This is a genomic window from Stenotrophomonas sp. 2201_Sma (genome assembly GCF_056486685.1).
Map to the genome: position 1 here is coordinate 4,177,078 of NZ_CM151329.1, position 25,445 is coordinate 4,202,522.

Sequence of the window (25,445 nt, forward strand, 5' to 3'; positions counted from 1 at the left end):
TCACTTCCAACTAAAGTCCGAGCGATTTGAGAATTGCCGGGTAATTCGCATAGATTCGACGGGCCGACGCCATGACTTGCTCTCTTGTAGCGTTTGCCGTGCCGGCTCCTCGCGGTATTGCGGCCTGCCAAGCATTGGTGAATACCTGATGCTCTTCCTTGGTCAACACAACTGAGAGCATTTCTCTTTCCTTCACTCCCAGCATGCTGGCGAAGCGCTTTTCTAATAGGTGATGAACCTGTAGTTTCGTCCCGGGTCCGACGGACCTACGTAGTGCATTGTACGGGGCAATACCAAATTCCGCTGCTCGTGAAAGATTGCCAAAGCCTCTCGCTGCATTCGCCCCACGCAGCACTACCAGAGCAGAGGCTAGCTTGAGACCACCAGCAGCGGTTGATCCCGCTGGAGAGTTCATCAGCGGAACGACGATCGCTTCAGACACTGCGTCAAAATCGGTAAAGCTCCCCTGCCCGGTGAAGATGTTCCGCTCAGCGAAGTATTCAGCGACCGCGTCCAGGCCTGTAGCCTTGACGGTCTCTGCAGGTGGGGGGGCATTGGGATTGTGCTGGGGTACTCCACCCGGCGTCGGCGACGGCGCACCGGTAAGGTTGGCCCCAGCGAACCAGCTGCCGTTACACATATGGGACCCGGTTGCCTGATCGCACGCGCCTGTAGGATCAGAGAATCGGAATGGGTTGTTACTGGCGTACCGATAGCGATTAGAGTTTGGCCCACCGGAGGTACTGGATGCCAGCGGATCAGGAGAAATGAACCTGGCCAGTTGCGGATCGTAGTAGCGTCGCCCCATGTAGACGAGCCCCGTGTCTGTGTCCGCAAGGTGACCCGAGTAGCCTGGGATTTTCGCAGCCGGCGCCACGTCTGCCTCACCATATGGCGACCAGAAGTGACGGGTCAGAACCGCACCCGTGGCGCTACTGGTGGCCACCAGGGTGTTGAGCGCGTCGTGGTGTAGGTAGCTGAGCGTTGCTCCCGCAGCAGAGCTGGTGCGAATCGCCAGCAGTCGCGTGCCTAGGTAGATGTAGTCGGACGTTTCCCCGCCTTGGGTGGATTCGATCAGCTCCCCGCCCATCAAGTACTGCCAAGTGCGATCTGGAATGTCTGACACATCTATGGAAATCTCGGACGCTCCTCGCTCCACAGGCGGTAGGATCGGGCTTCCACCCAGAGGACCCTTAATCGGTACCTCCAGCCCTGGGATTTGTGATGTGCGGCCTGAACTGCCCGATGCAGCTGCGCGCAGTCCTGTTCCGTCGTAGAAGTACTTCTGCACATTCCCTGCGGCACGGAGCTGACCGCCTACGTCGTACGTGAAAGTCTGGCCATTACGGATCGCCAGATTGCCTGCCGTGTCATAGGAGAAGCCAGAGACGCCATTGCCACTGGGGTCCCTCAGCAACTCCAAGCGATTGCGGAGGTCGTAGTGGAACGTACGCTCCCTCTTTCCCGGCAACCGCATCGAGACGATGTTGTCTAACGTGTCATAGCCGAACGTGTACTGCCCATTGCCACCATAGGCTGGAGCGCTGGCTTGAGTCAGTCGGTCGAGGCGGTCGTAGCCTAGACTGATCGTCGCAGAATCTCCGCGCACGCTATCGCGGATCTGAATTATGTTTCCTACTGCGTCGTAGCTATAGTTTAGGTTAACCACGCCACTCTCAACGATGCGGCTGGTCAGCTGTCGCACGTTCTCGGTTACGCTACGTGCGATGCCATTACCATAGGTCAGCGCGGTGGCTTCGCCACTGGGAGAATAGGCGATGTTGCTGGCGAGTACGCTGCCAGATCCATCTTGCAGCACTACGGGCTGGCCCAAGGCGTTTAAAGACTGACGGACGGAGTAGCCATCGGGATAGTCCGTACGGATATGCTGCCCCAAGGGGTCGTAGCCAAATGCGAGGGTTCTGGCGCTGGCGCTGCCCACTACACGGCTTTGACTGGTAATCGACCCGAGAGAATTGTAGGTACGCGTGGTCACTACTGGCACCCGATCTTGATTGAAGACCCTTTCGGTCTTCACTTGACCGGTGGCGGTGTATTCAATCAGCTGATCTCCCAATCCGTCGGGATAGACCACGGTCTGCAGGCGATTGTTGGAGTCGTATTCGCGTGAAACGCGGCGAGCCGCAATCTGGGGCGCATCGCGGTTGCACTCGGACAGACTGGGCAAATCCAACCCTATCGCGCTCCAGGCAATGTTCCCGGCCGCATCGTAACCAAACACGGTCGCCCCGGTTTCAGGTTCGATAACCTTGCACAGCCGCAGGTTGTCGTCGTAAACGTATCGCCGGGCAACCGTTGGGGCTGGATTGTCTGGGTTGGCTGGTGTGGTTGGCGCTGCCTTTGCCGTGGCAACCGCCGTGGCAATCGTGTCTCCGGCAACTGAGAGCGTAAACCGGCTAGTTCCCGCACTGAGCGGCACAACAACAGAGCCGCTGCCACCACTGCCCACAGTCGCGCCGCCATCACGCCGTAGCTCTGCACGCGAATCCGTTGCGGACCAGGCCAACGTGACGTTACAGGTTTGAGCGCCTGATGCGATTTCGCACATCGCCGGCGCCACAGAGACCGTACCACTAGGAGCGGCGGGAACTACAAAGGCGCCAGAGCCGCCGATGGTATAGTTGGGCTGCCCAACGGGGGAGATTCCATGAACGTGGATTGATTGCCCAGCACGTTGGCGTCGATTTTCGTTGCTCATGGCAAGGGAGAAGCGATGATTGCCGCCTGCCTTGCAGGCCGTGGCCACGGCAGGCTCGCTTGCCTGATTCGCCTTGCCGGTCAGGAAGATCGTTCCACCGCTGCCGGCGGCTCCACCCGTGTAGACATGAAGGTCAATTGAAGATTCAATGCCCGTTGAGCATGCCCATCCGCGGATCTGACCGTCGCTGGTGACAGCGTCGATATTGCCGATCACCTTGGACGGCGGTCCAGTCACCGTGACCTGGATATTGTCGCTTTCCCGACCAAACCACTCTTTGCCTTCTTCCAGCATGTGCCATTGGAAGCTGTAAGTACCTGGCAGTGACGGCGCGACTACGTCAAACTCAAAAAACGCAGCCATCTGCGGACTCACATCCTTCGGGACCGGGACGCGGTGCCTGGACCATCGCATGTTGTCATTGGGGTTCCACGAACCAAGTGCATAGCCCGCCGACGCCGTCCACGTCGTATTCCCCGTGTTGACAAAATTCAGCTTCACGCGGTAGGTCCGTCCAGCCTCCATGCTGGTCGGCACGTCCTGTCCAGACATGACACCGTTATTGAGTCTGCCGGTCGTTTCGAAGGTTTGCTCGCTGCTGGTGCCCCCGAAACGCACACCGTTGCGATTCATCTGCCACTGAAGCGTAGTCGGTCCGTTCTGGGCAGCTGCTGTGCCACTGAAGGAGAACGTCGCTGTGCCACCCGGGCCCACATCGTGTGGAACGGCTACCTCGGCAATCCCCAACCTGACGGCGCTTGATGCGTAACGCTCAGCCTGTCCGAGTCTGTAACCCTCCCCCGCCCTCCAAGTTGTGTTACCGGCATTCCGGAATGTCACCGTGCCACTGAATGGCGTTCCCCGGTCGGCCGACCTCGGCCAACTGGCAGAAACATACTCAGCTCCGTCGAAGGGGGCCGGTGGCGCTTCCACCGTAATTGTGACCACAGGCGACGTCAGCTGGCGCGTGAATTCATCACCGTTGACATTGCGCACGGCGACCGCTCTGTAAACATACTGATAGGTTCCCGGAGAAATTCCATTCTCGGTGTATGTCCCGCTGGGAAGCCTTGAAATTACTTGTCCATTTCGTGTCAGTTTGATGTCTGACAGATACTCTGCTTTGGGTCCGGTCCCTATGACGCCGCTGTTGAGCTGCAACTGGTAAGTTGCGGGCGCCGTGTAAGAGGTCTGGGCGGGACCTACAAGCTGAATCCAAGCCTCCGCATGTGCCGCAGAGCAGAAGACGGTGATTACCAACCCCAGCAGGGCGGCCGCAGCCGCGCGCAGTTTCTCAGCGTTCACGAGTGCCATCCTTGACATGTCTTCAGTTTGCAGACTGGGCTACTTCTGTCGTAAGACCAAAGGCGTTCCGCTTGATATTGACTTTACTACCGTCGGCGCGAGTAATCTGCGCGGGCTTTTCATAGTCAGGCCCTTCAAAGGCGTCGAACCGGGTGATGGTCTGACGACCGAGTGGATCAATCACTGTGGTCGTCGCATTGCTGCCATAGGCAATAGTCGTGATAAGCAGACCCTGCTCGCTGTCCTGCGATGTGGAGGTCTTTCTTCCGAGCGCGTCATACTCGGTCCAGGTGCCCGTCGCCACGTTGCTATCGCCTGAAGGATAGGACGTAAACGTCAGACGACCTTCGCTGTCGTAAGCACTGCGGACCCACCGCTGTGTGCCGGCGACGTTGTTCGAATCGTATTCGCGAACCAAGTGTGGGCGCCAAAGCGCGTCCAGATAAGTCTCTTGACGGCGCGCACCTTGGGCGTTGTCGACCCGCCAGTGCCCCGGCGAGAGGCCGTACTCATCAGATGAGATCTGCCGGAACGAGATAGTTGTCTTGGTCCACTGGTTCTCATCGACCGGCGGCTGGACTTCCCGCACACGCCCCATCGGATCGTGCAAGTAGGAAGTGGTCCTCTGCAGCGCATCGGTCGTCGAAGTGATCCACCCATTCCCATCTACCGACATGCGATTGGTGGTGCCATCCGGATTGATGACCAGCCGCGGTACGCCCCGATACCAGTCCTGGATCTGCGTCGAGTTTCCCTTCCCGTCACGCACCGTGCTGATCGTGCCATTCGTGGCATAAGTAACACTCTGCAACAATGCCCCAGCACGATAGACCGCATTCGGCTTGGCCTGGGCGTCATAGCTGTATTGGGTGGTGGTCTTCCCGGACCCTGCCTCCTTGACACTCAGCACCTGATCCAGAACCCAGGGGCTGGCCGTATCCAGATACTCTCTTATCTCGCCCTTGGTTCCAGAAGGGCCAGTGTAGGTTACGCGTGCTGCACGAGCACTGCGATTGAAGTCGCTGTAGACCACGCCGTAGGTATCACCATCCTGGGAGTACTGACTTACACTCAGCGCACTGAGCGTGCCAGCCAAGAACTGACCTGACTGGATCCCGATCGACCGTCCCACTCGGACGACAAACGGTCCCGTCGGAGAACCAAATGTATAGGTGAGGTTCTCCTCACGCTGCAATTGGCCTGCGGCGTTCAGAATCTGCTTCTGAAGCAACTTTCGCTCGTTCTGGGCCGGATTGGCACCATAGCGTTCGCGAATCTGCGTCCCATCCGGCTTAATCAGACTGGACCACCGACCACCGCCCGGCAGCTGCAAATTGTAGCTTCGCGTGCTGACCAAAGACGCCAAGCCCGGCCCAGTGATAGTCCGCTTCTTCAATGACCATGCGTTGTAGTGCGAAGGCGTGAGCCCCGTGCAGGGATCCGAGCGGATGAACAACTCCATTTCAAAGTCAAAGATCCCTCTGGCACCTGAAGGCGCCACCACAGTCATCTGCGTGGGAGGGGGCGCGCTGCCAGCGCGGATCTCACACCCGCCCTCATCGTCGGCTTTACGGATGGGAAGGCTGGATCTGAGGCGCCCGCGATGGCTATACGTCCATGCTGATCCATCTGGAAGTGTCACTTGCGACAGTCCGCCGTCGTTGCTCTCTGTGTCACCCACATACGTGTATCGCCAAACTCTTCCATTGGCCGTTACGGTGGTCACTCTGCCATTCCCGTCGTAACTCAGGTCGATCCGGCGAGCGTCACTGGACTCGATCTTGGTGAGTCTGTAACCGTCATAACTGTAAGATACCCAGTTTCCGTAACGGTCCTCCACTCGTGAAGCCAAGAGATAAACCCGCTTACGTGCCACCATTCGATTGGCAGCACCGTCGCTGAACTTCGCAAGTGCGTAGGGCTTTTCCACGCCCCAGTCGAAGAAGTATTTCTTCCCATCAGGGGTTAGCCCAACGAACGCTTCGCCTGGATAGCCGTTGCGCGTCGCGGGAAGACAGGAAAATCGGGCCTTGGAGGCTGTCATCCACTTGGGGGATTCCAAGCCTGGAGCAGAGGCGTAGGACGGATCATCAGGGATCAGAAGTTCCTCGCCATTTCCACCATTCCACTTCACATCAATGCCGAAGCCGATGTCGGAATAGCCCCAAGTCTCCAGAAGTGTGGGGGCGGTGTTGACCGAGCAGCGCTGTGTGGTCTGGGCCCCTGGCTGGCCAGTAATCCAACCGGCACCCTTGGTCCAAACGCCCGACATATAGGGAACGACGATCTCCCAGTCATCGAACAGTGTCAGCCCCTTTGCTTCACTGTCACCAAGTCCTCGATTGACTGCTTCCACACCAAAGCGCCGAGCGACGCTAACCGGAAGGTCGAAATTTCCAGGAATGGAGACGTCTTCAACTAGGAATTCAGTGCTGCCATCGAATGCAGAGGTTCGATCTCCAAATACATCGTCTGCGGATATCGCAACAAGCGACTGTGCGTTCTTTACTCTTCTCTCATATTCTTGATAACTGAAGAGTCCATCTTGAGCCGAGACGTGGAACGCAGCTCCCAGCACAAGTCCCACACCCGCAACGAGCGAGCAAAGCCGAGAGGTCAAATGGGTGCTGGAGGAAGCTGCTGCCTCCCGCCTGTCCTTGGCAGAAATCATGTCCGCTACGTCCTTGAGTAATGGGTAACAAGCGACTCAGCTGCTGTTCAGGCGAACATTTACTTTAAATGATGTGTGTTGTCAAACGCGCAGCACCTAGGCGGAACGGCTCGGCCAAAATCGCTGACGCTTGGCCGCTAACAGAGCCCGCGAGCGTTCAGAGCCCCCTGTGCAAGTCTATCCGGCAGGCACCGGACCCCAGTCCCATTACCGAGCACGGGCAGTCTGGTCGCGGTGTTACATCCCTTAAGCTACGGGTTCCTGGAGAAGGTCGCCCCGGCATGTTCCGCATCTTCATAGTTGCCGCGCGCACGTAGCATTCGAAATGACTGCCCTAGCGTGACTTCCTAAACGACATCGACCTGCACATCGCGGTAACGCGCATGGATGCAGTGGAGCTGCGTGAGAGCACGCCGCTGGGCGAGCCAAGTGATGCGGTGCGCGGGCGGGTGGAGGCTGCGCATGCGCGGCAGCAGATGCGCGGGGGACTCAATGCGCATCTGCCGCCCGCTGCGCTGCGCGCGTGCACGCGGTTGGGCGAGGCCGACCAGGATCTTCTGGAACACGCCATCGAGCGCCTGCAGCTGTCAGCGCGCGCGATGCATCGCATTCTGCGCGTGGCACGCACGATTGCCGACCTGGCCGGGTGCGAAACGATCCAGACGGCGCACCTGGCCGAGGCAATTGGCTACCGACAGCTGGATCGCGGGAAGGCGAGCACGTAATTACATCGGCCGGGATCAGGGTGCGTCATGCGGGCACACGTTCAAAGAGATCCGGCAGCCATTCCGGCTTGAACAGGGAAGCTGGCTGTTCTCTCATCTCTTCTGCGCGCCACCATTTCCACGCCCTGATCGTGGCACTTTCCTCCTCCGTCCACCCATCACGCGGGATGTCGGGCTGGTTGGGGCTGCGGACCAGAAAATACTCTTCCAGCCATCGCGCAGGCGTTGATCGGGCGACCGCGTAGACGGCATCGCGCTTTTCCAGCCGCTCTCCTATCGGCAGATCCAATCCGGTCTCCTCCCGAAGCTCACGCCGTGCGGCGTCCGCATATCCTTCCCCGGGCAGAAGCTCCCCGCCCGGTGTAGCCCAGAAGGGAGCGTGGTGTTCATCGTGATACCGGAACAGCAGCACCGCATCCTCACCAACGATCACAAGGCGTGCAGATCGTCTGATTTCCATCGTTTCCTGTCCTTACCGGCCCACCCCAGAATAGGCCAAAAGCAGGCGGACCGAGAGAAAGCCATCAACGCGTGTCGATTCCTGGCCAGTGATTCGCTTTCCTGGGGATGGGCGCCTGTCGCCGGACGGCAACGGACGCCATGCGACGGCTGACAAGGCCGAAGAGGTCCCGCAGTTCGGCTGCGCGCTCGGGCGTGCTGTTGCTGCCGAATAGCACACGCGCCAGCGCGGCTTCACGTGTGTCATGCGGGAACCGCAGGCGGTCCCGGTACACCTTCTGGCATACCAGCCAAGCCCGGCGCAGCCCACCGCCGGGCAGCGGGCGGACCACGCGTTCGTAGACCTGCCAGAACTGGTATTCGCCCTGCAGGTCGATCGCCGGCGCCACGGACAGCGCCTGCCGGGGCCGTCGTGGGCCGCCTATGCCGAACAATCGGGTTGGCGGGGTGTGCTGTGCCATGCGAACAGAATGACCCAGCAACATTGTGGGAACCTTGCGTCACTGCCGGAAAATCGCTGCCGGCCGCGCAAAGGTGGGTCTGGGGTCAGAGCCCTTTGCTGGGCAAAGGGCTCTGACCCCGACCATCATTGCCTCAGAACGCCATCGAGGTGCTGAACATCAGCTGCCGGGGCGCGCTGCGCTGCAGGGTCTGGTAATCCCCCGAGAATGACGAGCCGGCGATGGTGGCGGTGCCGATGTTGTGGCGATTGAACAGGTTGCTCACGTCCAGCCGCAGTTCCAGCCCCGGTACCGCGCTGTCCGCACCGAAGCGGTAGGCGGCATAGGTGTTGACCTGCCAGAAGGTCGGCACGCGGATGTCGTTCTCGTAGGTGAAGGGCTGGCGCAGGTAGGAGGTGCTGGTGGCGCCGAGCCGCCAGTCGCCGATGTGTGCGGACAGATCGCTGACCAGTGATATCTGCGGGTAGCCCGGCTGCGCGTTGCCCTTGATCGGATACACCGTGTTACCCACCACGAAATCGCTGTCGTAGTACGAGCGTGCCACGGCCACGCCCTGGTAGAACTGCAGGTGGTCGGTCAGGTCGGCGGTGATACCAAGGTCGGCGCCGATCACATGCATCTTCGGCATCAGCCGCACGGTGTTGATCTGCGCGAACTGGGTACCGATGGCGGCCGACAGCAGTCGGTTGCGGATGTCGTTGTAGAACACGTCGCCGGTGATCGTCAGTCGGTCGAAACGATGCGAAGCACCGATGGTCAGGTTCCAGTTCTTCTCCGGGCGCAGCGTGCCGGCTACGCGGTCGAACTCATCCTGGTCGGTGATGGTCCACGCCGAGGCGGTGTAGCCGATGTTGCCGCGCTGGGCCACGCGGTAGCCGTTCATGGTGTTGACCAGGTCGATGAAGGCATCGGTGGATTCAGTCGGGCTCCAGAACAACGATACATGCGGCAGGAAGTTGCTCTTCGCGCGCAGCGAGCCGTTCACCGGCCGGTCCTTGGCATCACCGAGGCCGCCACCGCTGGTGCGGAAATCCACGGCCTTGAAGCCGACGCCCAGCTTCAGCGTATCGTTCAGCACGATGTCGTCCTGCAGGTAGAACTGACGCGAGCGGGTCACCCAGCACGATGCGTTGTCGGTCCTGAACGCCGGGCCGTACACATCGAACGGACCGGTGGCCTTCAGCGGCGGACCCTCGCCCAGCAGCGGCTGCTGGTACCACTCGGTCTTGGCCGCGGCCTTGCTCTTCTCCTGCCAGAAACCGGCAGTGAAGGTGTGCACGCCGGCCTCGAACTGCAGGTTGAGCATGCCACCCAGCCGGTTGAGGTGCGGCGTCTGCACCTGTTCGGAGAACGGCGCGCCGTTGGGCGACGGCACGTTCGGGTCGGTCAGCGTGGCCTGGGTGTGGCTGTTGGCGTTGTACAGCTGCACGTTGGCACCCAGCGCCGGGCTGATCTGGAAGCGATGGTTGATCGAAGACACCCGGTCGCGGGTGCTCTGGCCGGTGTCGTACGGAATCAGTTCGGACAGCTCACCGCAGGTGTAGGCACCGCAGGATCTGTCCGCATTCTCTGGCGAGGCCACGTACCAGGCCCACGCGTAGTCCGGGTAGAAGATGTCGGCCTTCCAGCCCAGCCTGCGGATCATGTCGAAGGAGATGTTGTTGTAGCCCCAGACCTTGGCCTTGCTGTCGGTCAGGAACACAGTGAAATCGCCCCAGGCGACGTCCTGCTGCAGCTTCAGGTCGCCGCGCAGGAAGTTCTGCGTGCCCTCGCCCTGGTACTTGTCGGCCGACACCCGCTGCAGGTCGACCAGCACTTTCGGGCCATGTTCGCCGAGCTGGCCAGTTTGCCCGGACACGGTGGTGACCAGGGTGCGGTTGCTGCCCACGCCCTGTTTCACGCCCAGGCTGGGCGTATCTTTCAGGTCGCGCAGACGGTATTCGAGACTGCCGCCGTTGACGCTGCTGGAGAACACGCTGACCGGTGCACCGCCGGGGCTGACCGTGATCGCGCCGATGCCATCGGGCACGCCGATATTCACGACGCTGGTGCCGGTAAGCGAGAGGAAGCCGTTGTCATTCAACGGCACGCCTTCGAAGGTGATGCCCATTTCATTCATGCGGAAGCCGCGCACGAACAAGCTGGTGGCCGAGATGTCCAGGCCCAGCCCATCGGTGGCGGTGTAGCTGGCACCGGGCACCTGCTTCAGCATGGCCAGGCCGTTGTTGCCGGTGACCATCGCGTCTAGGTCTTCGGCCTTGATGAGGTAGCGGTTGGGGCCGACCACCTGGGTCGGTGCAACGGCGGCGCCGCGCGGCGTGGCGATCACCTGCAGGGCATTGAGCGTAGTGGGCGTGTCGAGCGCAGCGTCGTGCGTGTCTGCGGCGTACGCAGGGGCTGCGATGGCCGCGATGATAGCCAGGGCGAGGCGCGTCGTGGGTGGGGTATTCATGGGCAGATCCAGGGTGCAGAGGGAGAGGGGCGCAGGCGCACGCCCAGCGCGTTGCAGCACCGGTGTCGGCGCCCTGGCTGGCGGTGCGATTGCGTTGAAGGGGAGACGACGCGGTGCGCGCCGGTCAGCAGCAGAAGACGATCATCTGCCGCATCATTCGATGGCGTGATTTCGACGTGCGGAATTCTTGCATCGCACTGCCGCGTCCGCCATTGCGCCGTGGTACAGCGGTCATGGCGGTGGGAGTATGTGGGCTATACGCGGGTATAGCCGGGCGCCTTACCGCAGCACGAAGCGCTCGATCGCGCGTGCCACGCCCTCGTCGGCATTGGTGGTGGTCTCGAAGCGCGCCACGGCCTTCACCGCATCGATCGCGTTGCCCATCGCCACGCTGGTGCCGGCGTACTGCAGCATGGTCAGGTCGTTCTCCTGGTCGCCGATGGCCATGACGTTGGCACGGTCGATCCCCAGGTGCTCCGCCAGTTTCTGCAGGCTGGGGCCCTTGCCTGCACGATGATCGAACACCTCCAGGAAGAACGGTGCGCTCTTCAGCACCGCGAAACGCTCGGTCAGCTCACTGGGCAACCGCGCAATGGCCGCATCCAGTACCTCCGGCTCATCAATCATCATCAGCTTGATGAAGGACATGGTGGGATCCATGTCGGCCACTCGGCGGTACGACAGCGGCATGCGCGAGAGGTGCGAGTCGGCCACCGTGTAATAGCTGATGTCCTGGTTGGGCGTGTACATGCGCTGGCTGTCCAGCGCCTGGAAGTGCACGCCCAGTTCGCGCGCCACCTGCTCGCAGAACAGGAAATCGTTAAAGCTGAGCGGGTACTCGACCACCGTTTCACGCGTGCCGATGCGCTGCACCAGGCCGCCGTTGCAGGCGATGCAGTAGTCGTCGTTGCCATCGATGCCCAGTTCGTGCAGGAACGGCGCCAGGCCGGGGACCGGGCGGCCACTGGTCAGCACGATGTGCACGCCCAGCGCGCGCGCCTGCGCGATAGCCTGCTTGGCGCGTGCGGTGAGCGCGTGGGTGGGATCCAGCAGGGTGCCATCCATGTCGATGGCGACCAGTTCGACGGTCGATTGCCTGCGGCCCATGTCCATTGCGTTCAACTCATGCGGGGCACGCCAGTTTACCCCCTCATGCCCGGTTCACCTCTTTGCCCACGTTGGCCGGGATACTGCCAGAGCCTGTGCGTCCCACACCGCAGGACGGCCCGTTGACCGCCCTTCCCTGGAGAAGCTTGCGACGCATGACCTACCGTGCCCCCGAAACCAACGACAGCGCCCCCTTGGCCCAGCAGATCGAGCAGATGATCGACGAGCTGCCCGGTGACCAGGTCAGCGTCGGCACCTTGCTCGGCGCGCTGGGCGATGAAGGCCTGCTGCTGATCGTGATCCTGCTCTCGGCCATCTTCATCATTCCGGTGTCGATTCCCGGGCTGAGTACCATATTCGGTGCCTCGATCCTGCTGATCGGCCTGAGCCGGGTGCGCAACCGCCCGCTGTGGGTGCCCCAGAAGCTGGCCCGTCGCGAGATCGCCACCGACAAGCTGAAGGCCAACCTGGGCCGCGCATTGAAGTGGGTGCACCGCATGGAGCGCCTGTCGCGGCCGATGCGGCTGGCGGTGATGGTGCGCTCGAAGAAGATGATGCGCCTGAACAATCTGGCGCTGGTGTTCGCCACCCTGTTGCTGATGGCGCCGGCCGGGCCGATTCCCTTCAGCAACACGCTGCCGGCACTTGCCCTGATGTCCTTCGCCATCGGCTTCATCCAGCGTGATGGCGCGGCGGTGGCAGCCGGCTATGCCTTCCTGGTCGCCACGGTTGCGTACTTCGGCGTGCTGCTGGGCGGCGTCGGGTTTGCGGCCGAATCGGTGTTCAGCGGGTTCCGCAGCGGTACCACGGAACTGTAGAGCCGAGCCCACGTTCGGCTGCTCTTCGACCTGTACGCGGAAACCCAGCGCTGCGCGCGTAGGCCGAGCATGGGCTCGGCCCTACAGAAGCCAGATCCAGAGCAGTCGAGCATGGCTGGACTCTGCAGAGCTACCTGGCCGACACACGCCACACCACATCGCCGACGTCGTCGGCCACCAGCAGGGCGCCCTCGCTGTCGATGGCCATGCCCACCGGTGCGCCCCTCAATGTCTTCTCGTCCTCCGAGGCAAAGCCACTGACCACGGTCTGCGGACGCCCCGTCGGCCTGCCATCCTTGAACGGCACATACACCACTTCATAGCCGCTCAGCGGAGAGCGGTCCCAGCTGCCATGTTCGCCGATGAAGGCGCCGCCGTGGTACTTCGCCGGCAGTGCCTGGCCGGTATAGAACAGCAGCCCCAATGGTGCCACGTGCGAACCGATGGCGTAGTCCGGGCGGATCGCTTTGGCCACCAGATCCGGCCGCTGCGGCTGCACACGCTCGTCCACATGCTGGCCGTAGTAGCTGTACGGCCAGCCGTAGAAACCATGTTCCTGTACCGAGGTGAGATAGTCCGGCACCAGGTCGGCACCGATCTCGTCACGCTCGTTCACCACTGCCCACAGCCTGCCGGTGCTGGGTTCCCAGTCCAGGCCGGTGGGGTTGCGCAGGCCGGAGGCATAGATGCGGCTGCCGCTGGTCGCCACGTCCACCTCCAGCACCACCGCGCGCCGGTACTCGATGGCCAGGCCGTTTTCGGTGATGTTGCTGTTGGAGCCCACGCCCACGTACAGCTTGCTGCCATCGCGGCTGGCCAGCAGATCCTTGGTCCAGTGGTGGTTGACGGTGCTGGGGAGGTCGGTGAATTCGCTGCCCTTGTCGGACATGCGCGTTTCGCCGGGCACGTAGTGGTACTTCATGATGTTGTCGGTGTTGGCGACGTACAGCGTGTCGCCGATCAGGGCGATGCCGAATGGCGAATGCAGGCCCTCGATGTAGACGTGCTGGCTCCATGTGGCAGTGCCGGGCGCGCGCCGCAGCAGCGTGACCCGGTTGCCTCCCTTGCCGGCCTTGCCCGAGCGCGCCTTCACCTTGCCGGCAATCCATTGCTTGGGGGTGGTGACCGGCTCGGTGCCCGGACCGTTGCCTTCCACCACCAGCACATCACCATTGGGCAGGGTCAGCAGGCGGCGCGGGTGCTGCAGGTTGGCAGCGATGCGCTCGATCTTCAGTCCGTCGGCCACCGACGGCGCCTGCCCATCGGCCCAGCCCACCCCGCGCGGTACCTGCATGGGCGGCATCAGGTAGTTCTCCGGCGCCGGCAGCGGCGGATGCGCACCGGATTGTTCGCTGGGGTGATATTCGGCTTTGCCGGCACAGGCCGACAGGATTGCGGCCAGAACCAGCCCGCCTGCGACGGGCACGATGCGATCAACCATGACGGCCTCCTTGCGGCACCGGCGGCTGCAGTGACAGCAGGACATGGCCAAGACCGATCAGTGCAACGGTCAGCGCCGACAGGATCGTGCCGGGAACGGCCACCGCATAGGCATCACGGCTGTGCACGAAGGCGTTCCAGATGGCCAGGGCGACCGCCACCAGATTGAGCAGGAAATCGAGGCGGTCAATGCGCGTGGCAGTGTTGCCCCGGCGCCAGACGGCGAACAGGTTGATCAGTCGCGGCACGATGGCGATGAGCAGGCCGAACGTGATCAGCCACGCCGCGGATTTGCCCCACATCACCTCGGCAGAGTTGAGGTAGATGGCATCGAAGATCAGGGCGCCGACGAAGAAGCCGAACGGGATCGGATTCAACAGGCTGAACAGCGTCGTGCCAAGGCCACGATGGGCCTGGGCCAGCGGATTGACCATCGTCCTGCTCCATTGCGGGGAAGTGCACGTGCCTTGGTAGCACAGTCGGTGGTGAGGGCGCGCGATGAGCCTTCGGTTCTGCGGCGAGCCCGGGCTCGGCCTTACAACAGGAATGCGCAGTCGTCATTACCGCGAGGCATGAGTGTTTGTGACGCAATCGGCACATCTGCAGATTGCTGCCGTGAAGAGGTAGGGGGTTCTCGGTTGTGTCGCGTTTGGCTCGTTGCGATGGGGCAATTCCGCCCCGCCGTCCTGCCATGCCGATTCACAACAGAAGGATTCGTGTATGAAGCGACACACGCACCACTCCGCGCCACCGCGCTCCGCGCGGCTGGCCCTGGCCACTGCCCTGGTACTGGGCAGTTTGGCCGTGACCGCCCAGGCCCAGCAGGCCGATCCGCTGGCCGGCATCCAATGGCATCTGCTCAACACCGGGCAAGCGGTACAGGGCGACACGCGCCCGGTTGCCGGCAATGATCTGAACGTGGATGGGCTGTTCCGCAATGGCATCCGCGGCGAAGGAGTGATAATCGGCATCGTCGACGACGGCCTGCAGATCGCCCACCCGGACCTGGCCGCCAACGTGGCAGCCGTGGCGGGCAAGAACTTTGCCAACAACTCCAACAACCCCTCCCCCTCCGCTCCGGATGTGGACAATCACGGCACCATGGTCGGCGGCATTGCCGGCGCGGTGGGCGCCAACGGCGTAGGCGTGCGCGGCGTGGCCCCGGCCGCCACGCTGAAGGGCTTCAACGTACTGGCCTCCGATGCAAGCGGCAGCCAGACGGCCAACATCGAGTACTCGTGGTGGGACGGCGCCGAGGCCGCCGACGTGCAGGTGTTCAACAACAGCTGGGGCGCAGGCCCGGGCAATCCGAACCTGCCGTTCGCGTTCAGCGAGAACGACATCCGCGCGTACGAGCAGGCGCTGTCCGGCACGCGCGGCGGCAGCGGCGGCATCTACGTGAAGTCCGCCGGCAACAACTTCAACAACGCATCGATCAGCCAGACGCAGGATGTCTGCACCACCGACACCAAAAACCGCGGCACCGGCTGCGTGCCTGCCGGCCGCGACCCCCGCAACAATCTGTTCAATGTGATCACCGTGGGTGCGGTGCGCGCCGACGGCGTGCGTTCGTCCTATTCGTCCACCGGTGCCGCGCTGTGGGTGTCCGCATTCGGTGGCGAGTACGGCTGGCAGCGGCAGGTCGTCCCGGGCCAGCCTGCCGTCCGCTACGATCCGGCCATCGTCACCACCGATGTCACCGGCTGCGCGCAGGGCAGCAACAAGAACGCGAGCCTGCGCAACACACTGGACGGCAATCAGTCCGCTGTCGACAGCACCTGCAATTACACCGCCAAGATGAACGGCACTTCGGCCTCGGCGCCGATGGTGTCGGGCGTCGCGGCGCTGGTGCTGGAAACCAATCCGAACCTGACGTACCGCGACGTGAAGTACATCCTGGCCACCACGGCCACCCGCAACCATCCCAACCAGCCTGCCGTGACACTCGCCGATGGACGCACGCTGGTGCCGGGCTGGACCGTCAACGCTGCGAACCGGGCCTACAGCAACTGGTACGGCTTCGGCGTGGTCAACGCAGCGCGCGCGGTGCAGGTCGCAGAGAACTTCCAGTCGCTGGGCCCGCTGGTGGACAGCGGGTGGCGCAACACCACGCGCCGGGTCGCCATCGGCAACACCTCCGCTGCGGCAGCGCGGCTGACGGTGCAGCTGGCCAATGTCGCACGCAACGTCGAATCGGTGCAGCTGGGCTTCCGGGTGAATCACAGCAACACCCGCCAGCTGCAGTTCGTGCTGGTTTCGCCCAGCGGTACGCGCAGCGTGGTGCAACCGGCGTTCACCTCGATCGGCTCCGGCCTGTCGGGTTCCGTGGCGATCCAGCGCAACTTCACCAGTTGGGACCTGCTGTCCAGCAACGCCTTCCTGGATGAGACCGGCAACGGCACCTGGACCCTGGAAGTGACCGACATGGGGCAGTCCGCGAACGCAGCGTCGCGCGGCAGCCTCGAATTCTTCAAGATCCGCGTTCTGGGGCACTGATGATGAAGACGACCATTCTGTTGACCACCCTCGCCGTCGCGGCGATCTCCTCTACCGCCTGGGCGCAGAGCTCGACCCAGGCCCCCACAGCCCGGAGCCTGTCTGCCGTGGACGCACAGGAACTGAAGGCCAGGGCCACGGGCCGCGCGTTCAACGTGGGCGCGACCCGCTTCCAGCTGGCGCCGTCGGCTACCGTGCAGCAGGCCAAGGGCGGTGAGTTCCGCATCACGCCCTCGACCGACGCACCGGCGCCCGCCACCGGTACCCGCAGCAAGCGCTCCACCGACGCCAGCAGCACCGGTGCCGCTGCACGTCTGGATGCTGGTGCCGGCAAGTTCGCCGCCGCCGTTTCAAGCGACGGCGCGCCGGTGGTGGCCACCTCCCGGGTAAAGGTCTTCTTCACCGATGCGGCCTCCGCACAGCGCGCGGCAACGGCCACCGGCGGCACCGTGGTGAAGGTGTCCAAGGCCTCCGGCCGTGCGATCGTCGAGTACCCATCGGTGAACGCCGCACTGGACGCGACCACACGACTGCTGTCGACCGCCGGCATCCGCGCCGCCGAGCCCGACGTCGTGCAGTGGGAAGAAACCAAGTAAGGCGGTAAAGCGTTGTGTGGTATCCCCGGCGGGCCGGCTCTCCCGGCCGGCCGGGGACTTTGCCGGAGTCGACCGGCGGCCCGGTTCTCTCCCCATGTCAGCCATCCACTGCGCAAGAACTGCTAAGCGCAGCGGCAGCCGATCCGCTACCGTGCCGGACAGTGCAGCGGGGATGGCGGGATGAGCGCGGCAGGCAAGGCGTTGTGGTACATCGAAACCCATGCGGGCCGTCCGCTGGCGTTGGCCGATATCGCGGCAGCCGCTGGCCTGTCGCCCTTCCATCTGTCGCGTCTGTTCCACGCGCGCACCGGCACGTCGGTGATGCGCTACCTGCGCGGCCGCCGCTTGAGCATGGCGGCGCAGCGGCTGGCCGACGGTGCCGACGAAATCCTGCCGGTGGCGATGGACGCCGGTTATTCCACGCATGCCGCGTTCACCCGTGCCTTCTGCGAGCAGTTCGGGCAGACCCCCGAACGGGTGCGCGAGTCCGGCACTGCGGATCTGGTCCTGGTGCAGGCGGTGCGCGTGGACGACATTCCCACCGCCTGCAGCGTGGCACCGCGCCTGCTCGACACGCCTTCGTTCCAGGTGGCCGGAATCGGCATGCGCCACACCCGCCACAGCAGTGGCGCCATCCCTGGCCAATGGGCGCAGCTCAACCGGGAGTGGCCCAAACCCGCACCGGTCAGTTTTGGTGTATGCCACGACAGCGATGACGACGGCGGATTCACCTACCTGGCCGCCTTGCCCAGCGCCGCGCTGACCTCGATTCCAGCACATTGGCAGCGCCTGCAGATTCCCGCGCGCCGCTATCTGGTGGCCTGGCATGACGGCCACATCTCGTCCATCCGCGCCACCTGGTTCTGGTTGCTGGATCACTATCTGCCCACCTCCGGATTGAGTCTTGCCGCGGCGCCGGACCTGGAACGCTACGACGCCCGCTTCGACGAGCACAGCGGCAATGGCGGTGTGGAGATCTGGCTGCCCGTGGACCCCCACCCCTGATGAATGCAACACACTGAAAGGAGTCGTGCGATGCGCTTGATGCACCTGCTGCTGGGCCTGGTCCTGATTGCCCCCGCGTCGCTCGCCGGCGTCCCCGGCAGTGGCCTGGCCGGCGAACACCAGGCAGTGACCACCGTGTCCAGCGCTGCGGTACGCGACGCGCAGCAGCGCGATACGCTTCGCTACACCGTCTGGTATCCGGCTATGGCGGGCAGCAGCGAAGTGCCTCTGCGTATCGGTCCGCCCGATGCACCGTTGTTCGTGGTGGGCCAGGCGGCGCCGGAAGCCGCCATTGCCGGTGGCCGCCTGCCGACCTTGCTGCTCTCCCATGGCAACGGCGGCAGCGCCCGCATGATGGGCTGGCTGGGCACCGCGTTGGCGCGCGCTGGTTATCTGGTGATCGCCGTCGACCATCCCGGCAACAACGGCGTGGATGAATTGACCCTGCAGGGCAGCATGCTGAGCTGGCTGCGTGCGGATGATCTGCGCGCCGCATTGGCCGCCGTGCAGGCCGATCCCAAGCTGGGGCCGCACGTGGATGCGCAGCGGATCGGTGTAATGGGCTTCTCGGCCGGAGGCTACACGGCCCTGCTGGCGGCGGGGGCGCGACCGGACCTGCGGCGGTTGCGTGATTTCTGCGAAGCCCATCCGGATGACGGTGTGTGCCAGCCCCAGAGCGAGGCGCCGTCGCACACCCTGGAGGCTCGCAAGGCCGCGGCGGCGGCGGCGGATCTGGCGCCGTGGATGGCCCACGCCGATGATGCCCGCCCGGTCCCGGGTGTGCGCGCCGTGTTTCTGATGGCACCGGCGATCATGCAGGCGTTCCCGCCTCAGCAGTTGCAGGCGCTGCGGCAACCGGTGTCGATCATCCAGGGCGCGGCGGACACGGTCGCTCCTGCAGCCACCAACGCGGAGGTCGCCAAGGCGTCCATCACGGAGGCGAGACTGGATGTCCTGCCCGGGGTCGGCCACTACGACTTCCTGTCCGAATGCACGCCGCTGGGCCAGCAGCGACTGCCCGCCCTGTGCAGCAGCCAGACGCCAAGAGCGCAGACGCATGCACGCACCGTGGCGGAGGCGCAGCGGTTCTTCGAGGCCGCCCTGAAGCCGCGCCCGTAGCGCTTCGCGACGCCGTGTTGCAGGGATGACGACGGCGCGCCAAGGCCGGTGCCACTACACTGTCAGCGCACGCTTCGAGGCGGAGAGACCATGCGTCTGTTGCATCTCACCCTGCCGGTATCCGACGTCACCGGGGTGGCGGCCTATTTCCGCGATGTGTTGCAGCTGCCGGTCAGCGGCAACCGCATCCGCATCGGCTGGAGCACGATCGAGCTGCGGCTGGCCGAGGACGTCGCGGTTGGCGGCGTGCACCTGGCCTTCAACGTGCCGGACAACCGTTTCGCGGCCGCAATGACCTGGCTGCGCGAGCGTACGCCGCTGCAGCGCAACCCGGCAGGACTGGACTACTTCGCGCTGGAAAGCAGCTGGCAATCGCAGTCGGTTTATTTCACCGGCCCGGATGGACTGATCCTGGAGCTGATCGGTCGGCGCCGGCTTCCGTGCAGTCCGCAGGAGGGCGCCTTCCATGGCAGTGAGATGACCTGCCTGAGCGAAGTCGGTCTGCCCAGCCACGATGTCGATTCGGTGCGCCTGCAGGCCGCCGGGCGCTTCGGCCTGCAACCCATCAGCGCGCCCTCGGCCCAGTTCGCACCGATGGGCGATGACGAGGGCCTGCTGATCGTCGTTGCCGCCGACCGCCGCTGGTTCCCCGAACAGAAGGACCTGCCCAACGCACGGGGATTGCAGGTGCTTCTGGGAGATGTACCCGCGGGCGAGTTGCGGGATGCGGGATTGGGCTGGGAGGTACGCGCCGTACCGCATCGGCGGGGCTGAACGGACCGTGTGCCGTGCAGGAACCTACAATGGCGCTCCCTCCCGTTGCCGGACCCTCCATGCGCCGCATCCTGCTGTTGTTCGCCCTGTTGTTGCCCGCTGCCGCGGCGACGGCCGTGGATCTCCAGGAGGGCGACCTGCTGTTCGTCACCGCAGGGCAAAGTGGCCTGAGCGCTGCCATCGATGACGCGACCGGTACTCAGGCTCATCCCGGTTTCGATCATGTTGGTCTGGTGGCCGCCACGACGCAGGGCTGGGAAGTGCTGCATGCGGACGAGAAGGGCTCGCGCCGGCAGACGTTGGCTACGTTCCAGCAGGAGGCGCGCGCCCGGCTGCGGCAGATCGTGGTCTACCGCCTGCGCGCACCGCACAACGCTGCCATCGGCGACGCCGTCGCCACCGCGCGTACCCTGCTTGGAGGGCCCTACAACGCCTCCTACGTGCCGAACGATGACAGCTACTACTGCTCGGACTTCATCGAACGTGCCTTCCGTGCCCACCATGTATTCGCGCTGCAGCCGATGAACTTCCGCAATCCGCAGACCGGGAAGATCGCCCGGCATTGGATCGACCTCTACCGCAGCATGGGCATGGACGTACCGCAGGGCGTACCGGGTACCAATCCCAACGACATGTCGGCGGCGCCCGTGCTGGAGCGGATCGGCACACTGGAATGAGAAGCCCCGCGCAAGGCGGGGCTTCAGGCGATGCTGGACAGGGACGCGAGGGTCACTCTTCCTCGTCCTGCCCGCCCTGCTGCTGGTTGCGCTGGCCGCGCTGCTGCTGTTCCTGCTGCTGTTGCTGCTGCTGATCGCGACCGCGCCCCTGCTGATCCTGCTGCTTCTGGTTCTGCTGGTTCTGCTGGTTCTGCTGGTTCTGATTGTGCTGGCCCATTGCGGTGTCTCCAGTGCCACTCGCGGAATGCGGTGGTTGCGGCCATCGTCTGCAGCGGTGGGTTAACCATGCGTTGTGACGCAGCTACAGAAATGTGCATGCGCGTGAATGAACCGGCGTGGCGCCTTGTGCCGCAAGCGGCTGAAGGATTCATGTGGGTTCGGCATGTGCTCATGCCCGCAGAGGCTGTGACCCATTCAGCGGCGCCCGCCCGGCCCGGCCGCGCAGCGGGCGCTGCACCTCATGGCATCACAGGCGGCACGTACTCCAGCGTCATGCCCAGCAACCACAGCAGGCCCAGCACCAGCGGGATGTGCACCAGCAGCTGGATGAAGGTGAAGCCGACGATGTCGCGGGCCTTCAGGCCCAGCACGCCCAGCAGCGGCAGCATCCAGAACGGATTGATCAGGTTCGGCAGTGCTTCGGCGGCGTTGTACACCTGCACAGCCCAGCCCAGGTGCGCCTTCAGTTCGTTGGCCGCCTGCATCACGTACGGTGCTTCGATGATCCACTTGCCGCCGCCGGAGGGAACGAAGAAGCCCAGGACCGCCGAGTACACGCCCATCACCAGAGCGAACGTATCGGTGCTGGCGATGTGCACGAACAGGCTGGACAGCCGGTGCGCCAGCGTCTGCCCATCGGCGCCGGCCGCGTGGGTGAGGATCATCGCGATGCCGCCATACAGCGGGAACTGGATCAGCACACCGGTCGTGCTGGGCACCGCCTTGGCCACCGCGTTCAGGAAGCTGCGCGGGCGCCAGTGCAGCAGCAGGCCGAGCGAGATGAACAGGAAGTTGTAGGTATTGAGGTTGGCGATTGCGGTCACCACCGGCTTGTTGGCGAACTCGTTGAACAGCCATCCGAAGGCCAGCAACGAGAGCAGCACGGTCAGCAGTGGGCTGTATTCGAGCCATTCGCCGGGGCGCGTGCGGCGCTGCAGCGGCTCAGGCTCGGCCTGCGCCGCACCGGGAAACGATTCAGCGGTGCGCGCACTGCCAGCCGCCGGTGCGGTCAACCAGGCAATCAGCAGTGACACCAGGATCAACGCCGCGGTCAGCACGATCGACTGCCACAGGAAGATGGTTTCAGTGAAGGGCAGTACGCCGGTGATCTCCACCAGCCCCGGCGGCATGCTGGCCGGGTTCGCCTGCAGCTGCGCAGCCGAAGAACTCAGGCCCATCGCCCAGACCGCGCCCAGGCCGAGGTAGGCGGAGGCACCCGCTGCGCGGTAGTCCATGCGCAGATCGGTCCGGCGCGCCAATGCACGCACCAGCAGACCGCCGAACACCAGCGAGAAGCCCCAGCTGAGCAGCGAAGCCAGCATGCTGACCAGGCCTACATAGACCACCGCACCGCGCCCCGTGCGGGGCACCCGCGCCAGCAGTTCGATGAAGCGCGCCACCACAGGCGCGGTGGCCACGGCATAACCGCCGATCACCACGAAGGCCATCTGCATGGTGAACGGAATCAGGCTCCAGAAGCCATCGCCAAAGGCACTGGCCGTGGTCTGCGGCGTGGAACCGAAGCCGATGGCTGCCAGGGCGACGATGACCACGCCCAGCACCGCGAACACGTAGGCATCAGGGAACCACTTTTCCGCCCAGGAGGCCGAGCGCAGCGCTGCGCGCGCCATCCAGCCATCCTGTACTGCTGCCGTCGAGGCCATCACCTACCCTCCCAGGTTCGATGGCTCGATTCTCGGCCTCGCGGCGGGGACTGTCAGTCGCCTATTGGTCGTAGGACGCTACGCGCCCCTTCCCGGCTGCGCCTGTCAGCGCAGCGCCAGATCCAGCGCGATACCGGCGAACAGCGCCGCGCCGACCCAGTTGTTGTGCAGGAACGCCTTGAAGCATGGCCCCCGCTCGCGGTTGCGGCAGATCCAGAATTCGTACACCACCAGCGCCGCAGCCACCGCCAGGCCGGACAGGTACCAGCTCCCCAGGCCGGCGCGCACACCGACCAGCGCCATGGTCGCCAGGAACAGGGCGTAGAGCACCCCTTGGATCACCAGATCCAGGTCCCCGAACAGGATCGCCGTGGAGCGCGAGCCCATCTTGAGGTCGTCCTCGCGGTCGACCATGGCGTACCAGGTGTCATACGCGGTCGACCAGAGGATGTTGCCGGCGTACAGCAGCCAGCCCAGCAGCGGCACTTCGCCCTGCACCGCGGCGAATGCCATGGGAATACCCCAGCCGAACGACATGCCCAGATAGACCTGCGGCAGGTGCGTATAACGCTTCAGGTAGGGATAGCTGGCGGCCAGGAACACGCCGATGAAGCTCATGCCGATGGTCAGCCCGTTCAGGGTCAGCACCAGTCCGAATGCCACCAGCATCAGTACCGCGAACAGCACCAGCGCGGCACGGCCACTGATCGCCCCCGTCGCCAGCGGACGGGCCTTGGTGCGCTCCACATGCGGGTCGAGCCAGCGATCGGCGTAGTCATTGATGACACACCCCGCCGAGCGGGTCAGCCAGACACCCGCGGTGAACACAAACAGGGTCCACAGCGGCGGCATGCCACCTGCCGCCAGCCACAGTGCCCACCAGGTGGGCCACAGCAGCAGCAACGTGCCGATCGGACGATCCGCGCGCATCAGACTCCAGTAATGCCGCCAGCGCGGCGTCGCCGGCGAATGCGGCGAAGTGAGGGGGGTATCGGCCATGGGGATAGGATACTCCGGCGCTGCTGGAACGACTTTGCCAGCCGGGGGGAGATTTGTGCGGCAAAACTGGATAGAATGCCCCTCCCGCACCGCCTCATGGCGATGCGATGCCCGCCTCGGTCAACCCGATGGCGTGGCGGTTCTACAACGCGCCCGTAGCTCAGCCGGATAGAGTAGTGGCTTCCGAAGCCATTGGTCGGGGGTTCGAATCCCTCCGGGCGCGCCATCTTTCCCTGCTCAGGCCACCGATTGTCGGGGCGAGCACACCGGTCCACACAGCAACGCCGGGCATGGCCCGGCGCTACCGTGGGTGTACGGATCAGTACGTGCCGTCGAAGGCGAAGATCGGCTTGCGCTGCTTCCACGCGCCAGCGGTGAAGTCAGGGAACTCCAGCGTCTGGAAGCCATTGGCAATGGACTGCTCGGACAGCGGGGTGATCGCGCTCCAGGTCACTGCATCGTAGATGTCGATCGGCATCGGCGCCTTGGCCTTCAGAGCCTCGACGAACGCATGGATGACGAACCAGTCCATGCCGCCGTGACCGGCGCTGGCCGCGGTGTCGGCATGCTGCTTCCACAACGGGTGCTCGTACTGATCCTGGTAGGTCTTGAATTCTTCCCACTGGTGCGGCGGGCTGCGGCCTTCAATGTGGATCGAGTGGTTGACGTCCATCCACAGACCCTTGGTGCCCTGCACGCGGAAGCCCATCGAGTACGGTCGAGGCAGCGAGGTGTCGTGCTGCAGCAGGATGGTCTCACCGTTCTCGCAGGCAAGCGTGGTGGTCACGATGTCACCCAGCTTGAACTTCACTTGGGTGCTGGGGTGGGTGGTGCCACCGCTCTTGGCCACGGTGTACTCGTGCAGGCCGCGTGCCTTGGTCGCGAAAGCGTTGATATGGGTAAAGCGGTTGCCGCGGTTGATGCCGGTGTACATCGCGCACGGGCCGATGCTGTGGCTGGGGTAGAGCTCGCCGTTGCGCTCCACCGAATGCTCGGTGCGCCAACGTGCCTCGCTCCAGCCCTTGGGACCGAATTCCACGCCACTGTCGTAAGGCTGGTTGGGATCACCGGAGTTGAACTTCACCCCGCGCAGGTCATGCTGGTAGCCGGCCTGCAGATGCACCAGCTCGCCGAACAGGCCCTGTCGCACCATCTGCAGGGCGGCCATCACATCGCGGCGGTAGCAGACGTTCTCCAGCAGCATGTACGGCGTGCCGGTCGTGAGCTGGGTCTTCAGCACATCCCAGTGGTCCTGCAGGGTGATGCCGGCCACCACCTCGCAGCCTACGGCCACGCCCGCCTGCATGGCGGCGATCGCCATCGGCGCGTGGTATTCCCACGGCGTAGCGATGATCACGCCATCGATGCCCCTCTGTTCCAGAAGGCGCTTCCAGGCGTTGCTGTCGCGATCCTGGCCATAGGTTTTCGGCGCAGGCTTGCCGGCCTTGGTCACCATGTCCACGGCACGACCCAGCATGATCGGCTCGATGTCGCACAGTGCAATGACCTCGACATCGTCGCGGCGCACCAGCTCCTTCAACAGCACCTGGCCGCGCATGCCGGTACCGATCATGGCCAGGCGGAGGGTGCGCCCGCGCGCCCAGGCCGGGGTCTGTGGCAACAGGCTGCTGGCGGCGACGGCGGCACTGGCCGCGATGAACTCCCTGCGTTTCATGGCAAACATCTCTCCTCTTGGAAGCGCGCCGGCCGCAACCGGCGCGCTGGATCACTCGAACCTG

19 protein-coding genes, 1 tRNA gene and 1 pseudogene are annotated in these 25,445 nt (G+C 63.9%); 9 read left to right on the plus strand and 12 right to left on the minus strand.

What is annotated here, in order from left to right:
* Positions 1-10 precede the first annotated feature (10 nt).
* Both ACZLIF_RS19220 and ACZLIF_RS19225 read right to left on the minus strand, forming a co-directional pair.
* The gene (locus tag ACZLIF_RS19220) at positions 11-4,033 is read right to left on the minus strand and encodes an RHS repeat domain-containing protein (protein WP_128988342.1); all 4,023 of its coding nucleotides are present in this window, start codon (positions 4,031-4,033) and stop codon (positions 11-13) included.
* Positions 4,034-4,046: 13 nt separating this feature from the next.
* Positions 4,047-6,695 (minus strand): RHS repeat domain-containing protein, encoded by a 2,649-nt coding sequence (locus tag ACZLIF_RS19225; RefSeq protein WP_478462197.1) that lies wholly within the window; start codon positions 6,693-6,695, stop codon positions 4,047-4,049.
* A gap of 347 nt (positions 6,696-7,042) precedes the next feature.
* On the opposite strand from ACZLIF_RS19225, the pseudogene ACZLIF_RS19230 reads away from it, so the two are divergent.
* Positions 7,043-7,420, plus strand: a pseudogene (locus ACZLIF_RS19230) (magnesium chelatase subunit ChlI family protein); the annotation flags it as partial.
* Between the two features lie 25 nt (positions 7,421-7,445).
* Here ACZLIF_RS19230 and ACZLIF_RS19235 read toward each other — a convergent pair.
* From ACZLIF_RS19235 to yidA, 4 genes are all read right to left on the minus strand, one after another.
* Positions 7,446-7,880 carry an NUDIX hydrolase gene (locus ACZLIF_RS19235; RefSeq protein WP_128988346.1) on the minus strand — a complete coding sequence of 145 codons (435 nt, stop codon included), beginning with the start codon at positions 7,878-7,880 and terminating at the stop codon, positions 7,446-7,448.
* 64 nt (positions 7,881-7,944) lie between these two features.
* On the minus strand, positions 7,945-8,364 hold the full coding sequence (locus ACZLIF_RS19240; protein WP_128988348.1) for a hypothetical protein: 420 nt from the start codon (positions 8,362-8,364) through the stop codon (positions 7,945-7,947).
* 109 nt (positions 8,365-8,473) lie between these two features.
* On the minus strand, positions 8,474-10,792 hold the full coding sequence (locus tag ACZLIF_RS19245) for a TonB-dependent receptor (RefSeq protein ID WP_128988350.1): 2,319 nt from the start codon (positions 10,790-10,792) through the stop codon (positions 8,474-8,476).
* A gap of 279 nt (positions 10,793-11,071) precedes the next feature.
* Entirely contained in the window at positions 11,072-11,905 is an 834-nt protein-coding gene (gene yidA / locus ACZLIF_RS19250) for a sugar-phosphatase (protein WP_128988352.1), read from the minus strand.
* A 149-nt stretch (positions 11,906-12,054) separates the two neighbouring features.
* On the opposite strand from yidA, the gene ACZLIF_RS19255 reads away from it, so the two are divergent.
* The gene (locus ACZLIF_RS19255; protein ID WP_128988354.1) at positions 12,055-12,717 is read left to right on the plus strand and encodes an exopolysaccharide biosynthesis protein; all 663 of its coding nucleotides are present in this window, start codon (positions 12,055-12,057) and stop codon (positions 12,715-12,717) included.
* Positions 12,718-12,847: 130 nt separating this feature from the next.
* Here the strand turns inward: ACZLIF_RS19255 and ACZLIF_RS19260 are convergent, their stop codons facing one another.
* Both ACZLIF_RS19260 and ACZLIF_RS19265 read right to left on the minus strand, forming a co-directional pair.
* On the minus strand, positions 12,848-14,158 hold the full coding sequence (locus tag ACZLIF_RS19260; RefSeq protein ID WP_128988356.1) for a PQQ-dependent sugar dehydrogenase: 1,311 nt from the start codon (positions 14,156-14,158) through the stop codon (positions 12,848-12,850).
* Complete coding sequence (locus ACZLIF_RS19265) at positions 14,151-14,591, minus strand: DUF2231 domain-containing protein (RefSeq protein ID WP_128988358.1); 441 nt, start codon at positions 14,589-14,591, stop codon at positions 14,151-14,153. The genes ACZLIF_RS19260 and ACZLIF_RS19265 overlap by 8 nt, the downstream gene beginning before the upstream one ends.
* Before the next feature lie 286 nt (positions 14,592-14,877).
* On the opposite strand from ACZLIF_RS19265, the gene ACZLIF_RS19270 reads away from it, so the two are divergent.
* The 6 genes from ACZLIF_RS19270 to ACZLIF_RS19295 all read left to right on the plus strand — a co-directional run bounded on the left by ACZLIF_RS19270 (position 14,878) and on the right by ACZLIF_RS19295 (position 20,824).
* Entirely contained in the window at positions 14,878-16,653 is a 1,776-nt protein-coding gene (locus ACZLIF_RS19270; RefSeq protein WP_128988360.1) for a S8 family serine peptidase, read from the plus strand.
* Positions 16,653-17,249 (plus strand): S8 family serine peptidase, encoded by a 597-nt coding sequence (locus tag ACZLIF_RS19275; RefSeq protein WP_053518156.1) that lies wholly within the window; start codon positions 16,653-16,655, stop codon positions 17,247-17,249. Before ACZLIF_RS19270 ends, ACZLIF_RS19275 begins: the two co-directional genes overlap by 1 nt.
* A gap of 180 nt (positions 17,250-17,429) precedes the next feature.
* On the plus strand, positions 17,430-18,254 hold the full coding sequence (locus ACZLIF_RS19280; protein WP_128988362.1) for an AraC family transcriptional regulator: 825 nt from the start codon (positions 17,430-17,432) through the stop codon (positions 18,252-18,254).
* Between the two features lie 30 nt (positions 18,255-18,284).
* Entirely contained in the window at positions 18,285-19,373 is a 1,089-nt protein-coding gene (locus tag ACZLIF_RS19285; protein WP_128988364.1) for an alpha/beta hydrolase family protein, read from the plus strand.
* A 90-nt stretch (positions 19,374-19,463) separates the two neighbouring features.
* The gene (locus ACZLIF_RS19290; protein ID WP_128988366.1) at positions 19,464-20,147 is read left to right on the plus strand and encodes a VOC family protein; all 684 of its coding nucleotides are present in this window, start codon (positions 19,464-19,466) and stop codon (positions 20,145-20,147) included.
* A 59-nt stretch (positions 20,148-20,206) separates the two neighbouring features.
* On the plus strand, positions 20,207-20,824 hold the full coding sequence (locus ACZLIF_RS19295) for a YiiX/YebB-like N1pC/P60 family cysteine hydrolase (protein WP_128988368.1): 618 nt from the start codon (positions 20,207-20,209) through the stop codon (positions 20,822-20,824).
* Between the two features lie 52 nt (positions 20,825-20,876).
* On the opposite strand, the gene ACZLIF_RS19300 is transcribed toward ACZLIF_RS19295, so the two are convergent.
* The 3 genes from ACZLIF_RS19300 to ubiA form a co-directional block, all read right to left on the minus strand.
* Positions 20,877-21,041, minus strand: a complete 165-nt coding sequence (locus ACZLIF_RS19300) for a hypothetical protein (RefSeq protein WP_164972363.1) — start codon at positions 21,039-21,041, stop codon at positions 20,877-20,879.
* A 241-nt stretch (positions 21,042-21,282) separates the two neighbouring features.
* The gene (locus ACZLIF_RS19305) at positions 21,283-22,707 is read right to left on the minus strand and encodes a short-chain fatty acid transporter (RefSeq protein ID WP_206733971.1); all 1,425 of its coding nucleotides are present in this window, start codon (positions 22,705-22,707) and stop codon (positions 21,283-21,285) included.
* A 105-nt stretch (positions 22,708-22,812) separates the two neighbouring features.
* Positions 22,813-23,706 (minus strand): 4-hydroxybenzoate octaprenyltransferase, encoded by an 894-nt coding sequence (gene ubiA, locus ACZLIF_RS19310; RefSeq protein ID WP_128988370.1) that lies wholly within the window; start codon positions 23,704-23,706, stop codon positions 22,813-22,815.
* Positions 23,707-23,855: 149 nt separating this feature from the next.
* Here ubiA and ACZLIF_RS19315 point away from each other — a divergent pair.
* Positions 23,856-23,932 (plus strand) — tRNA-Arg (locus tag ACZLIF_RS19315).
* A gap of 93 nt (positions 23,933-24,025) precedes the next feature.
* Here the strand turns inward: ACZLIF_RS19315 and ACZLIF_RS19320 are convergent.
* Complete coding sequence (locus ACZLIF_RS19320) at positions 24,026-25,381, minus strand: Gfo/Idh/MocA family protein (RefSeq protein WP_128988372.1); 1,356 nt, start codon at positions 25,379-25,381, stop codon at positions 24,026-24,028.
* Positions 25,382-25,445 lie beyond the last annotated feature (64 nt).

Coding starts and splice junctions, on each gene's coding strand:
- ACZLIF_RS19220 (WP_128988342.1), bottom strand. CDS start 4,033: ATGGCACTCGTGAACGCTGAGAAACTGCGCGCGGCTGCGGCCGCCCTG.
- ACZLIF_RS19225 (WP_478462197.1), bottom strand. CDS start 6,695: ATGATTTCTGCCAAGGACAGGCGGGAGGCAGCAGCTTCCTCCAGCACC.
- ACZLIF_RS19235 (WP_128988346.1), bottom strand. CDS start 7,880: ATGGAAATCAGACGATCTGCACGCCTTGTGATCGTTGGTGAGGATGCG.
- ACZLIF_RS19240 (WP_128988348.1), bottom strand. CDS start 8,364: ATGTTGCTGGGTCATTCTGTTCGCATGGCACAGCACACCCCGCCAACC.
- ACZLIF_RS19245 (WP_128988350.1), bottom strand. CDS start 10,792: ATGAATACCCCACCCACGACGCGCCTCGCCCTGGCTATCATCGCGGCC.
- yidA (WP_128988352.1), bottom strand. CDS start 11,905: ATGGACATGGGCCGCAGGCAATCGACCGTCGAACTGGTCGCCATCGAC.
- ACZLIF_RS19255 (WP_128988354.1), top strand. CDS start 12,055: ATGACCTACCGTGCCCCCGAAACCAACGACAGCGCCCCCTTGGCCCAG.
- ACZLIF_RS19260 (WP_128988356.1), bottom strand. CDS start 14,158: ATGGTTGATCGCATCGTGCCCGTCGCAGGCGGGCTGGTTCTGGCCGCA.
- ACZLIF_RS19265 (WP_128988358.1), bottom strand. CDS start 14,591: ATGGTCAATCCGCTGGCCCAGGCCCATCGTGGCCTTGGCACGACGCTG.
- ACZLIF_RS19270 (WP_128988360.1), top strand. CDS start 14,878: ATGAAGCGACACACGCACCACTCCGCGCCACCGCGCTCCGCGCGGCTG.
- ACZLIF_RS19275 (WP_053518156.1), top strand. CDS start 16,653: ATGATGAAGACGACCATTCTGTTGACCACCCTCGCCGTCGCGGCGATC.
- ACZLIF_RS19280 (WP_128988362.1), top strand. CDS start 17,430: ATGAGCGCGGCAGGCAAGGCGTTGTGGTACATCGAAACCCATGCGGGC.
- ACZLIF_RS19285 (WP_128988364.1), top strand. CDS start 18,285: ATGCGCTTGATGCACCTGCTGCTGGGCCTGGTCCTGATTGCCCCCGCG.
- ACZLIF_RS19290 (WP_128988366.1), top strand. CDS start 19,464: ATGCGTCTGTTGCATCTCACCCTGCCGGTATCCGACGTCACCGGGGTG.
- ACZLIF_RS19295 (WP_128988368.1), top strand. CDS start 20,207: ATGCGCCGCATCCTGCTGTTGTTCGCCCTGTTGTTGCCCGCTGCCGCG.
- ACZLIF_RS19300 (WP_164972363.1), bottom strand. CDS start 21,041: ATGGGCCAGCACAATCAGAACCAGCAGAACCAGCAGAACCAGCAGAAC.
- ACZLIF_RS19305 (WP_206733971.1), bottom strand. CDS start 22,707: ATGGCCTCGACGGCAGCAGTACAGGATGGCTGGATGGCGCGCGCAGCG.
- ubiA (WP_128988370.1), bottom strand. CDS start 23,706: ATGGCCGATACCCCCCTCACTTCGCCGCATTCGCCGGCGACGCCGCGC.
- ACZLIF_RS19320 (WP_128988372.1), bottom strand. CDS start 25,381: ATGAAACGCAGGGAGTTCATCGCGGCCAGTGCCGCCGTCGCCGCCAGC.